Source organism: Arthrobacter sp. 135MFCol5.1 (genome assembly GCF_000374865.1).
Lineage (GTDB): Bacteria > Actinomycetota > Actinomycetes > Actinomycetales > Micrococcaceae > Arthrobacter.
Window position 1 is genome coordinate 60,438 of sequence record NZ_KB895464.1, and the last position, 12,232, is coordinate 72,669.

General features: G+C 67.4%; 12 protein-coding genes. 8 read left to right on the forward strand and 4 right to left on the reverse strand.

Annotated features, from left to right (window positions below):
• Positions 1-27 precede the first annotated feature (27 nt).
• Positions 28-468, forward strand: coding sequence for an SRPBCC family protein (locus C563_RS0116805; protein ID WP_018763237.1), 441 nt, complete (start codon positions 28-30; stop codon positions 466-468).
• On the opposite strand, the gene C563_RS0116810 is transcribed toward C563_RS0116805, so the two are convergent.
• Positions 446-1,993 carry a carboxylesterase/lipase family protein gene (locus tag C563_RS0116810; protein ID WP_018763238.1) on the reverse strand — a complete coding sequence of 516 codons (1,548 nt, stop codon included), beginning with the start codon at positions 1,991-1,993 and terminating at the stop codon, positions 446-448. The two genes, C563_RS0116805 and C563_RS0116810, sit on opposite strands and share 23 nt — an antisense overlap.
• A gap of 51 nt (positions 1,994-2,044) precedes the next feature.
• Positions 2,045-2,341: a hypothetical protein gene (locus C563_RS0116815; protein WP_018763239.1), complete on the reverse strand. Its 297-nt coding sequence runs from the start codon at positions 2,339-2,341 to the stop codon at positions 2,045-2,047.
• Positions 2,342-2,445: 104 nt separating this feature from the next.
• On the opposite strand from C563_RS0116815, the gene C563_RS21520 reads away from it, so the two are divergent.
• From C563_RS21520 to C563_RS0116830, 3 genes are all read left to right on the forward strand, one after another.
• Complete coding sequence (locus C563_RS21520; protein ID WP_018763240.1) at positions 2,446-3,075, forward strand: AAA family ATPase; 630 nt, start codon at positions 2,446-2,448, stop codon at positions 3,073-3,075.
• Between the two features lie 224 nt (positions 3,076-3,299).
• Positions 3,300-3,545 carry a hypothetical protein gene (locus tag C563_RS0116825; protein WP_231369914.1) on the forward strand — a complete coding sequence of 82 codons (246 nt, stop codon included), beginning with the start codon at positions 3,300-3,302 and terminating at the stop codon, positions 3,543-3,545.
• Positions 3,546-3,579: 34 nt separating this feature from the next.
• Positions 3,580-4,017, forward strand: coding sequence for a universal stress protein (locus C563_RS0116830; protein WP_018763242.1), 438 nt, complete (start codon positions 3,580-3,582; stop codon positions 4,015-4,017).
• Here C563_RS0116830 and C563_RS21525 read toward each other — a convergent pair.
• Positions 3,992-4,930, reverse strand: a complete 939-nt coding sequence (locus tag C563_RS21525; RefSeq protein ID WP_043424375.1) for a methyltransferase family protein — start codon at positions 4,928-4,930, stop codon at positions 3,992-3,994. The genes C563_RS0116830 and C563_RS21525 overlap by 26 nt on opposite strands.
• 128 nt (positions 4,931-5,058) lie before the next feature.
• Positions 5,059-6,318 carry a glycoside hydrolase family 1 protein gene (locus tag C563_RS0116840; RefSeq protein ID WP_018763244.1) on the reverse strand — a complete coding sequence of 420 codons (1,260 nt, stop codon included), beginning with the start codon at positions 6,316-6,318 and terminating at the stop codon, positions 5,059-5,061.
• A 218-nt stretch (positions 6,319-6,536) separates the two neighbouring features.
• On the opposite strand from C563_RS0116840, the gene C563_RS0116845 reads away from it, so the two are divergent.
• The 4 genes from C563_RS0116845 (at position 6,537) to C563_RS0116860 (ending at position 12,218) form a co-directional block, all read left to right on the forward strand.
• Positions 6,537-8,093, forward strand: a complete 1,557-nt coding sequence (locus tag C563_RS0116845) for an ABC transporter substrate-binding protein (protein ID WP_018763245.1) — start codon at positions 6,537-6,539, stop codon at positions 8,091-8,093.
• A 65-nt stretch (positions 8,094-8,158) separates the two neighbouring features.
• Entirely contained in the window at positions 8,159-9,112 is a 954-nt protein-coding gene (locus C563_RS0116850) for an ABC transporter permease (protein ID WP_018763246.1), read from the forward strand.
• Positions 9,109-11,214, forward strand: a complete 2,106-nt coding sequence (locus C563_RS0116855) for a dipeptide/oligopeptide/nickel ABC transporter permease/ATP-binding protein (RefSeq protein ID WP_018763247.1) — start codon at positions 9,109-9,111, stop codon at positions 11,212-11,214. Before C563_RS0116850 ends, C563_RS0116855 begins: the two co-directional genes overlap by 4 nt.
• On the forward strand, positions 11,211-12,218 hold the full coding sequence (locus C563_RS0116860; RefSeq protein WP_018763248.1) for an oligopeptide/dipeptide ABC transporter ATP-binding protein: 1,008 nt from the start codon (positions 11,211-11,213) through the stop codon (positions 12,216-12,218). The genes C563_RS0116855 and C563_RS0116860 overlap by 4 nt, the downstream gene beginning before the upstream one ends.
• The last annotated feature ends 14 nt before the right edge of the window (positions 12,219-12,232 follow it).

Sequence of the window (12,232 nt, forward strand, 5' to 3'; positions counted from 1 at the left end):
CCGCCCTGGTCCTCCTACACTGGGGTGATGATCACAGTCACCGGAAGTGTGGAAACCAACCTGTCCGCGGAGAAGGCCTTTGCTTTCCTGAGCGAGTTCGAGAACACCAGCAAATGGGACCCCAACACCTCTGTCATGGACAAGATCACGCCGGGACCGGTGGCCGTGGGGCACAAGTACCACGCCGAATCCGAGTTTCGCGGCAAACGCCAGGCCCTGACCTACGAGGTCATCGAGCTCTCGGAAAACCACATCAAGCTCCGGGGCGAGAACAAGACCGTCACCTCGTACGACTCCATCGACGTCCGGGCCAGCGGCACAGGTTCTGTGGTCACGTACACGGCCGAGTTCAGCATCAACGGGCCGGCCAAGATCATCCAGCCGCTGCTGAAACCGGCCTTCAACTCCCTGCGGGACCCCGCCTTGAACGGCATCCGGGACACGCTTAACTCGCTGGCAGCGGGCTGACAGCCTCAAAAAACGCCCGGAGCGCACCGCGCGGGTCGGCCTCGAGGCGCGTCTCGTCGTCGAACACCATGGTGCTGCGTCCGTGCCCGTACTCGGGCCATGCCAGCTGGGCCGTGTCCGGTGACCCCGTCCGCGCAAAAGCTGCCCAGGCCCCGCTCATGGCGCCGCTGAGCCGGCGTGGTGCGCTGCCGCGGGTGAGGAAAGCCGCCGCCGGTGCGTCCAGGTGCCGGAAGACGAACGGGATTTCCAGGGCATGGCAGGCCCCGAGCTTGCCGCCCATGGCCGGGCTGCGCCACGTGAACAGGTAGGCGAAGCTCTTCCCGGCGGCGCCCGCCGCGCGCCGTGCCGCCAGGAGCCGGTTGCTGGGCTGCCGGTACAGGGAATCGGCAATGGCGGATTCCAGGAGCTCCTTGCCTGCCGGTCCACGCTGCAGCACCTCCTCCAGCGCGTCCGCGTATCCGGCGGCATGGGCGGCAGGAATCCCGGCCGCGGCAAGGACGGCGGCGGCACGCTCCGGGTATCCGGGGTCGGCCGGCGAAGGCGGGCGCATCTCCACCGCAAACGATCCCTCGTTGAGGTTGGTTCCGATCAGCAGGTCGACGCCGCTGTTCACCCCGTTCCGGACCGCGTCGAGCGGCGGCGCCGGCAATGACGGCGTCCCCACTGTCGGCTGGAAGGGGAGCGGGACTGCGTAGGACTGCGCGGCGAAACGCTTCTCAAGGCCTTTTTGCGCTGCCAGCAGCTGCTCCGCCGGGAGGGTGAGGAGTTCCGCTGCAGACGAGGGGGCCAGGCCGCACAGGTCAAGGAATGCCGCGCTGATCCGCGCGGACTCCTCCGGTTGGCGGAAGCGCTCGGCCGTTCCGCTTTGCATGATGGCCCGGCGGAACAGCCCTTCCGATGCCGGCATCCCCAGCAGGGTGCCAATCGCCGCGGCTCCTGCCGACTCGCCAAAAATGGTCACGTTCCCCGGGTCGCCGCCGAAGGCGCCAATGTTGCGGCGGACCCAGCGAAGGGCCTCCAGCTGGTCCAGCAATGCAACGTTGGACGAGTCGACGTACCCGTCCCCCAGCAGGTCCGCCAGGTGCAGGAAGCCCAGCGCGCCGAGCCTGTAATTGATGGACACCACCACCGCGCCCGCCGCGGCGGCGAGCCTGGCGCCGTCGTACATGGCATCGCTGTTGGCGCCCAGCAGGTACGCACCGCCGTGGATCCAAACCATCACCGGCCGCGCCTGGCCGCCGGTTTCCGGCACCCAGACGTTCAGGTTCAGGCAGCCGTCTTCGCTCCACCTCCGCGGCACGGCACCTGGATGTGCCGGGGATTCGGGGTTTTGCGGTGCCGCAGGCCCGGCGGCGGTGCAGTCCAGCACCCCGTCCCACGACTCCAGCGGCACGGGCGGGCGGAAGCGGTTCACGCCCGACGGCGGCCCGGCGTACGGGATGCCAAGGAAGCGGTGGACGGTGGTCCCGTCAGTTCCGAGGGAGGTGCCGCGAAGGGAACCGCCGGGGGTGGAGAGGAGGGTCATGGTTGACAGGTTACGTCGCCGGGGAGGCCCACGGCTTCCCCGGGGGCCTGCCTAGCTTTGCAGGCCTCCCGACGGGGAGTCCTTTCCGGTGTGCACGAGGAGCAGGGCGGAACTGCTCAGTGGTGCCCGGAGCGGCAGCCCCCTGGCAGTGCAGTGCTCATTGACGGCCAACGACAGGGCGTCCCGTTCCTTCGCCGACAGGGTGGCTTCGCCGGCGCAGTACGCACGGATGAGCTGTTCCGAGGCGTCGCCGCCCAGCCCCACGAACTCAATCCACAGCTGCCAGATATCCAGCCGGTGCTCCTTGATGACGGCCCCCGTCAGGGCTTGCTGGTCCACGGCATCCATTGTCCCGTCCTAGCCTTTGGTACACCTGTTCCACTCCACTTCGGAGCGGGACCCGGGATGGATGGGTGAAGTGGAGAAGAATCTTTTCCTGTAAGAATGGGCCCATGCCCCTGCGCTCCTACCCGATCCGGCGGCTGGCAGAGGACCCCTCGAACGTCCTTGACCGCGTACGCTGGCCGGCCGTCCTGCCGCCGGTGGCCCAAGTCCTCGACCAGGGGCTCGACTTGGGCCCGGCCACCATCCTGGTGGGTGAGAACGGCTCGGGTAAATCCACGCTGGTGGAAGGCATCGCGCTCGCCTACGGGCTGTCCCCGGAGGGCGGTTCCACGGGCGCCAGGCACACCACCCGGCCTACTGAGTCCGTCCTCAGCGACCATTTGCAGCTGGTCCGGAACCCGGGCGCCACCCGGCGGGGCTACTTTCTCCGGGCCGAGACAATGCACGGGCTGTACACCTACCTGGAAAAGAATCCCAGCACGTTCACGCCGGACATCCCGTTCCATGACATGTCCCATGGCGAGTCCTTCCTGCAGTTGGCAGCCGACCGGTTCCGCGGAGCCGGACTCTGGGTCCTTGACGAACCGGAATCCGCACTGTCCTTTTCGGGCTGCCTGAGCCTCCTGTCCGTCCTGAAGGAACTGTTGGCCGGCGGCCAGTCCCAGGTGATCATGTCCACCCATTCGCCGCTGCTGGCCGCCTTGCCCGGCGCGACCATCCTGGAAGCGGGGCCTTAGGGTTTGCGGTCCCGGTCCTGGGCGGAGCTGGAGCTCGTGGCGAGCTGGCAACGGTTCATGGACTCGCCCGAACGCTACCTCCGCCACCTCTAGCTGCCGGAGGACCTTCGCCCCTAGGCAGGAGAAGGCTCCAAGCGGTCAACTTGATTGTCCGGAACAGGCAGCAATATCAGGAGGCAGGGACAATGGGCGCGTGCGATGTCTGCGGCAGCAGCAAGGGCCGCATGTTTACCGTCAGTATGGGAAACCAGACCGGCACGTTCGACAGCTTTGAGTGTGCAATCCACATGATGGCTCCCGCCTGTGAGCACTGCGGCTGCCGGATCCTGGGCCATCCGGTGGAAAGCGAAGCAGGCATCTACTGCTGCCTCCACTGTGCCAAGGAAGCGGGAAATCCGCACCAGGCCCCCAAAGCCGAGCACTCCACCGTGGCCGTTCCGGCCCAGGGCGCCGCCGCCGGCCAGGGCTGACCCGGCTGGAAGCCTGGAACGGAAAAGGGGAGCCATGGCCGGTAACGGAAAGTACAAGATCGTGGTGGGAACGGACGGATCGGACCAGTCACGGGCCGCCATGGACTGGGCCGTGCAGGAAGCCAGGCTGCGGCACGGTGAGGTGCAGGCCGTAACCGCCTGGAACTTCCCCTACGTCAGTGACGCACTGGGCACCGCCTGGGACTATGAAATCTTCGAGAAGGACGCGCAGGCGATCCTGGAGGCGGAGCTGGAACGCGTCAAGGACCAGGACGTTGCCATCACCGGCCGCGTCGTGGAGGGGAACCCGGCTTCGGCGCTCATCGAGGCGTCCAAAGATGCCAACCTTATAGTGGTGGGCTCCCGCGGCCACGGCGGATTCACCGGCATGATGCTTGGCTCCGTTTCGCACCAGACCATCCACCACGCACACTGCCCGGTGCTGGTTATCCGCGAACCGGCCGTTGATTAGCGGTGCGGCTGCCTGGAAAAGTCGGGATCCAGCACCGGACGGTTTCGCGGTAGCGCTGGAATTCCTGGCCAAAACGCTTCGAGAGGTCTGCTTCTTCCAGTGGCCTGACGGCATAGTTCCACACCAGTGAGCCCAGCACCGCATAGCCAACCACCAGCCACGACTGCAGGATGAGCCCGACGGCGGCCCCCTGCACAATGCCCGCCGCCGCCATCGGATTGCGGATCCAGCGGTACGGCCCGGCAACCACCAGGCGGTTTGCCATCACGGACGGCAACGGTGTCCCGTCCCCGAGGGTGGACATCACGGCGGCAGACCAGATCCCCAAAGCGCTCGCAAGGATGAGGATGGCGACGCCGGCCGGGACGGCAACGGCAGGGATGTCCAGGCCCAACCCCCAGCGCTGCTCGAGAAAGGCCAGGCAGGCCGGTACCAGCCCGAGGAAGAAACCCCAGAACACGACAATCTGTCCGAACGTGGCGGCAACATGGACTCTTGCCTTGGTGCGTTTCGGGGCCGGACGGAACGCAAACGGGCCCCGGACAATCCACGCCGTGGGGATGCGGCCTAACAGCACCAGGCACAGTCCGGCAACCGACCCCGCAGTGGCGGCGCCCATGGCCAGCACACCGAGGCCCGCCTGGGTGCTCACCGTGGCATAGACGGCCAGGGCGACGGCAACAACGGTGGTCCACACGGTGCTGGCAACCGCTGCTGACCGCACTCCGCAGGCTGCGGCCGCAGAGGCAAGGACAAACAGCGGAACGTCGAATACGGCAACAAGGACCGGGTCCAGGCCTCCCAGCGTTGCCCGGCGCACCGCCGGGTCCAGGAATACCGCAATCCACCACAAACACCCGGCGACAGCTTGAACGGCAAAGTACGCCCTGCCCCACTGGCCTGACCGCGGCACAGATCCCCCGAATCCATTCTCGCCGCGACAGTCTGCGGCATGTCCCAGCCTAGCGAATGCGCCGCCGGTTCCGGCGGAACAGAAATGGTCCGGGCTTCCCGTGGAAACCCGGACCATTGCCCTTGGTGCTAGGCGGGCTGCGGTGCCCCGGCCCGGGCGTGCTCCCTGGCCAGGTTCCCCAACCAGCGTGCGCTCTCCTTGGGGGTCCGTTCCTGGGTGGAGCGGTCGACGGCGATCAGGCCGAACTTGGGCCCGTAGCCGAAGATCCATTCGAAGTTGTCGAACGCGGTCCAGGCGATGTACCCGCGGACATCGATGCCGTCCGCGAGGCAGGAAGCTACGCCGTCGACGGCCGTCCGCAGGTACGCTACCCGCTGCGTGTCATCCTCGGTGGCCAGGCCGTTCTCGGTGACAATCACCGGGATGCCGGCGATCCTGTTGGCCTCGCGGATGGTGGCCTCCAGCGCCTGGGGATAGATTTCCTCGCCCATCTGGTTGGTGGGCACACCCTCCGGCGCCGGGGCATGGCCGTCCGGGCCGTACACGGTGCGGCCGTAGGTTTGGATGCCCACGAAGTCGTCGCCGCGGGAGGCTTCGAGGAAGCGTTCGTTGACGTCGCGGCGCACCTGGTCTGCAATCCCTTCGCCACCGGGCAGCGCCTGGATATCGGAGTTTGCGAGGGTCCACCCCACCTGGAGGTCCGGGCGATGGGCTTTGATGGCCTTGGTGGCGGCCCGGTGCGCCGCCACCTTGACCTGGAACCCCGCCTCCGTGGAGCAGAACTGGAACGGCGCGAGGGTGGCGGCCTCCACGCCCAGGCGCTCGGCGGCGGCGGCCCAGATGGGCACCATGCCGCGGTGCTCCGGGGCTTCCCCGCCGATGCCGAATGACTCCAGCAGCCAAGGGAGGTTGGGCTCGTTCAGGGTGCAGGCGACGCCGATCAGGTCACCCAGGTGGGCCATGACCCGGTCGCAATAGCGGGCAAAGAGTTCGGGCGTCCGGCTGCCCTCCCAACCGCCGATCCGAAGGAGCCACAGCGGTGACGTGAAGTGGTGGAACGTGACCACGGGGGTGAGTCCATGGTCATGGCAGGCTTCCAGCACCCGCTTGTAGTGGTCCAGTGCAGCCACCGAAAACTGGCCTTCCTCCGGTTCGATCCGGGCCCATTCCACGGAGAAACGGTAGCTGGTAAAACCGAGGCCGGCGATCAGTGCGATGTCCTCGCGGTAACGGTGGTAATGGTCCACGGCATCCCCGGACGGCTCAGCGAAAATGGTTCCGGGAAGGTGCTCCAGGAACCAGGTATCGCTGTTGACGTTGTTGCCTTCCACCTGGTGGCCGGCGGTGGCCACGCCCCAAAGGAAGTCGCGGGGGAACGGGTTGGTCATGGGGTTCCTTTCGTGATGGACGCGTGCGGGCGTCCGAGGCTTCGCTGCCTTCCATCCATCCTTCCGCCCGGCGTGACCGCCGCCACAATACTTTTTCAATCAATGACATTGTCATGTTTGGCGCCTGCGGCCCCGGCTGATTCTTGAAGGGAGCCGGCGAGCAGCCAGCCCCCACATCCGTTCCTCCGTCATCACATCAGAATGCAAAGGCGCACTACATGAAACTTCCGAACTCCACCGCCCGTGCGAGCTCCGCCGTTCTGGCCGGTGCCCTGCTGATGGGTTCCTTGGCCGCCTGCGGCGGCGGGTCCAGCCAGGCCGCCGCAAAGGCTGATACCAGCAGCCTCACCCTGGCCATCGACAGCGACTCAGCCTCCTTCGGTTTCGACCCGCTGCGCGTCTCCGCGGCCCAGCGCCAGTTCTTCGAAGGCCTCTACGACAGCCTGATGACCCTTCAGCCGGACGGTTCCGCAGGTCCGGGCCTGGCCAAGGACTTCAGCTACAACGCGGACAACACCGTCCTGACGCTGAACCTCAAGGATGACGTCACGTTCACCGACGGCTCCAAACTGGATGCCGCCCTGGTCAAGGCCAACCTGGACCGCCGGTCCGATCCCGCACTGAGCGCCTACTCCGCCGTCGCCAAGGGCGGCGCCCAGGAAATCACCTCCGTGGACGTGGTCAGCCCCACCCAGGTGGCCCTGACCTTCGCCAAGCCGCAGCCCGGATTCGAGAAGAACCTGGCCTCCACCACCGGCATGATCGTGGGCAAGAACGGTGTCGCCGACACCTCCAGCCTCGCGGCGACCCCTGACGGTTCAGGCCCGTACACCCTTGACCCCTCCACCGTGAAGGGCAACAAGTACGTCCTGGTGAAGAACGACAAAAGCGCTGACGCTTCCAAGTACGCCTACAAGAAGGTGGTCTTCAGTGTTGTCCAGGACCCGCAGGCCCGCGCCAACGCCCTGGTCTCCGGCCAGGCCGACGTGGCCATGCTGACCTCGAACACCGTTGACTTCGCGAAGTCCAAGGGCGTCGGCGTTTCCCAGATCGGCGGCACGGTCAACACCATGATCTCCTTCGATAAGATCGGCAAGACCGCCCCGGCGTTCGCCCAGGAGAAGGTCCGTCAGGCCATCCAGTACGCCATCAACCGCCAGGCCCTGGTGGACGCACTGCACAAGGGTGACATCCCCGCCTGGAATGCCCTCCCCAAGGATTCGGCCGGCTTCACCAAGGACCTCGAAACCAAGTTCGCGTACAACCCGGACAAGGCCAAGAGCCTGCTGGCCGAGGCAGGCTACCCCAACGGGTTCGAGTTCACCATCATCGCCGGCGCGCAGACCCAGACGGACCTGCAGGCAGTCCAGAAGGACCTCGCCGCCGTCGGCATCACCATGAACGTAAAGATGGCCGCCTCCACCGACGAAGCTTTCGCCGCCGTCGCCACCACGCCCCTGGGCTACGCGCCGCTGAACTGGGACAACCCCGTCGGCGTGATGTACGGCGCCATCCTCAACGGATTCACCAACGTCCAAAAGGCCACCGATGACCAGCTCAGCGCCGCCACCGGCGAGCTGGCCGCAGCGAAGGACGACGCCGCCGTAAAGACCGCCGCCACGAAGCTGAACACCCGGTTGGTGGAATCCGGTTGGATGATCCCGCTGTACGAGGCCCTGACCAACCAGGGCTACAACACCAAGAAGGTGGCGCAGGTGAAGTTCGCCGGCACCAACGCCTACCCGCTCCTCTCGTCCTACACGCCGGCCAGCTGATACCCGCACCGTCCCGGGCGGCCCTTGTCCACCAAGGCCAGGGCCGCCCGGGGAGGGCCTGACCGATGGAGGTCACCATGGCACTATTCATTACCAAGCGCCTGCTGATGGCGCTTGCCACCGTGCTGGTGGTTGCGGTACTGGCATTCCTGCTGGTGCACGCAATGCCGGGCAGCCCTGGGGCCGTGTCCCTCGGCGCAGGCGCCTCCCAGCAGGCGATCGACGAGGTCAACCAGCGGATGGGCTGGAACGATCCGCTGCCGGCGCAGTTCTTCACCTGGCTCGGTTCCGCCGTCCAGGGCGACCTGGGCGTCTCGCTCATCGACGGCCGCTCGGTCAGCGCCGACCTCGCCAGCCGGCTGCCCGTCACCGCGTCGCTGGCTGCCGGCGCCACCGTCCTCAGCGCGGTCCTTGGCATCGGCCTGGGCGTCACCGCAGCCGTCCGCGGCGGCGTCGTGGACCGGATCATCGGTGGAGTGGCAGGCATGGCCGTTGCCCTGCCCGCCTTCTGGATCGGCATCATCTTCGTCTACCTGCTGGCAGTCCAGTCCTCCGTCTTCCCGGCAACCGGTTATGTCCCCTTCGAATCCTCCCCACAGGACTGGGCCCTGTCCCTGGCGTTGCCCGTGATCACCCTGGCGGTGGGCGGAGGGGCATTCATCGCCCGGCAGACCCGTGCCTCCATGCTCGAAGCCCTGCAGCAGGAACACATCCGCACGCTGCGTGCCACGGCCACACCCACCTGGAAAATCCTCTACGTCCATGCCCTGCGCTATGCCAGCCTCCCGATTGTGGCTGGCATCGCCCTGCAGTTCATCCAGCTGTTCGGCGGGTCGGTCATCGCGGAGCAACTGTTCGCCATGCCCGGCCTGGGCCAGGCCGTCCAGAACTCCGTCAGCACCCATGACGCCCCGTCCGTGCAGGGCGTGGTGGTGATCGCCACCGTGGTGGTGGTCGCCGTGAACCTGGTGCTGGAACTCGCCACCAAGTTCCTCGACCCGAAGTTGCGTGCCTCATGATTCCCAACGTTGCCCCCGCGCCCGCAGACCAAGCACAGCCGACGACGGCCGCGGACCTTCGCAAGACACGTCGCCAGGGCGCGCCGAAGAAGTTCACTGGCAGCAAGCTGTTTGGCTCGTTCGGGAGCATCGCAGGGGTGGCCTGGCTGGCCGTCCTCGTGGCCGCCTCCCTGACCGCCCCGCTCTGGCTGCCGTTCAAGACCGAGGACCAGGACTTCACCGCCGTGCTCTCCGGCCCAACCGCCGCGCACTGGCTTGGCACGGATGAACTGGGCCGTGACCTCCTGAGCCGGATCTTCGCCTCCGCCGCCGGCACCCTCGGGACGTCAATAATCACGGTGATAGTCGCCGTCGGACTCGGAACGCTTCTTGCGATGCTGGCCGCAGCCGCCGGCGAGCGCGTGGAGAACGCGGTCAGCCGCGTCACCGAGATCATGATGTCGCTGCCCGGCACCGTGATCATCCTGGCCGTGATCGGTGCCGTGGGAACCAATATTCCGATGATCATGGGAATCCTGGGCGTCCTGATCTCGGCCGGCATCTACCGGGTGATGCTCGGGCAGGCCAAATCCCTTCAGTCGCAGCTGTACGTGGACGCCGCCAAAGTGGACGGTGTCAGCACCGCCGGTATCAGCCTGCGCCATGTGCTGCCCGGCCTGACCAACACCATCGTCGTCCAGGCCGCGCTGATCTTCGCCGTCGGCATGCTGATCCAGGCAGGCCTGGCGTTCATCGGATTCGGGCCGCCCATCCCGCAGCCCAGCTGGGGCGGAATGATTCAAGGCGCCTCCCAGCACGTCTATGACGCACCCTGGATGATGGTGCCCACCGGCGCCGGCCTTGCCCTGACCGTCCTGTCGGCCAACGCCATCGGCAACGCCCTCGGCAAGGCGCCCAACGCCACCGCTTCACATCTGCCTTCCGCCGCCGCCCGGCGCCAGCGCGCCAAGGCAGTCGCCACCATCGCTTCAGCAGCCCCCGCTCCCGTCACGCAGGATGGCGTGGCGAAGGGGACGCTCAGCGTCCGCAACCTCTCCGTCGGCGTCGACAGTACCGGTGCGGGCAGCGGCGTCCGCCTGGTCACCGATGTCTCCTTCGACGTCGAACAAGGCACGGTCCTGGGGCTGGTGGGGGAATCCGGCTGCGGCAAGACGATGACCGCGCTGTCCCTTCTCGGTCTGCTGCCGTCCGGGGTCTCCGTCACGGGCGGCCAGATCCTCTGGAACGGCAGGAACCTTGCCGCCACCACCGACAAAGCCATGGAAACCGTCCGCGGCCGGGACATCGCCCTGATCAGCCAGGAACCCATGCGCGCCCTGGATCCCATGTTCACGGTGGGCTACCAGCTCACCGCCACCATCCGGCGGCTCCGCGGCATGGGCAAGGCGGAGGCCCGGGAGGAAGCCCGGAACCTTCTGGAGAAGGTGGGGATCGTGGACGCTGCACGCATCCTGAAGACCTATCCGCACCAGATCAGCGGCGGCATGGCCCAGCGCGTGGCCATCGCCCTGGCGCTCGCCGGGCAGCCGAAACTGCTGGTGGCTGACGAACCGACCACCGCCCTGGACGTCACGGTGCAGGCCGAAATCCTGTCCCTGCTGCGCTCCCTGGTGACGGACACCGGCATGTCCGTGGTGATGGTGACGCACGACCTCGGCGTGGTGGCGGACATCTGTGACCAGGTTGCCGTCATGTACGCCGGCCAGGTGGTGGAGAACGGCAGGACGGACAGCATCCTGGACAATCCCCGGCACCCCTACACCCTGGCTTTGCTTGCCGCAGACCCGCACGCCAACCATGCAAACGACATGCCGGAACGCCTCGCCACGATTCAAGGTCAGGTCCCCCAGCCCAAGGACTGGCCCACCGGGTGCCGGTTCGCCGCCCGCTGCCAGTTCGCCGGGTCCGCCTGCCTGGAACCCGTGCCGCTGCTGCCCTCCGGGGCCGGCGAAGGGCTGGTGCGGTGCGTCAAAGCGGACCAGCTCGCCGTCGAAGGCATGGACTGGCTGGCCACGGACGTACCCGCAGCCCGCGCCCTGGAGATCACCCCCACACAGAACCCGCGCAGTTTGCAGACCATCGTCGAAAAGGACCTGGCATGAGCACCGCAGTCACCGAACGCCGCGATTCCACGCCGCCTTCCGACGCCACCCCCATGCTGGAGGTCAAGGACCTGGTGGTCCGCTACGGCCGGGGCCGGAAGGCAGCCGCGGCCCCTGCCGCCGTCGACCATGTCAGCTTCAGCATCGCACCCGGGGAGACTGTGGGACTGGTGGGGGAGTCCGGATCCGGAAAGTCCACCATCGGCAAGGCAATCCTGGGCCTGCAAAAGGTGTCCGGCGGCACCATCACCTATCAGGGCAAGGACATCACCTCCGCCGGCGCCGCGGAGCGCCGGGCCCTGGGCGGGGAACTGCGTGCCGTCTTCCAGGACCCCAACTCATCGCTGAACCCGCGGAACACCATCGGCACGTCCCTGGCCGAACCGCTGCGCCTCCGCGGCCTGTCCGCGGCAGAGGCACGGGCCAAGGCGGAGGACATGCTGGAACGCGTGGGCCTGCCGCGGGACGCCGTGGACCGGTACCCCAGCCAGTTCTCCGGCGGCCAGCGCCAGCGCATTTCCGTGGCACGTGCCCTCATCTGCGATCCCCAGCTGGTGGTCTGCGACGAAGCCGTCAGCGCCCTGGACCTTTCCACCCAGGCGCAGGTGCTCAACCTGCTGGCCGACCTCCGCGACGAGCGGGGCCTGAGCTACCTGTTCATCGCCCACGACATCGCCGTGGTCCAGTTCCTGGCCCAGCGCGTGGTGGTGCTGTACCGCGGGCAGGTGATGGAAAGCGGACCTGCCGCGGCCGTCACCGAAAACCCGAGGCACCCCTTCACCCAGGCGCTCGTGGCCGCCTCCCCGGTGCCGCGTCCGGCGGAGCAGGCGGCGCGCCGCGAAGCCCGCGAATCACTGGGCGTCCGCACCGGGGCGGCTGCGGTCCCCGCACCCGGCGGCTGCCCCTTCCGGCTCCGCTGCCCCCTGGCCACCGACCTGTGCGCCACCGAGCGGCCGGCGCTGCGCCGGGTGGGGACGGCCGACGTCGCCTGCCACTACGCCTGAACCCCTTGCCTCAA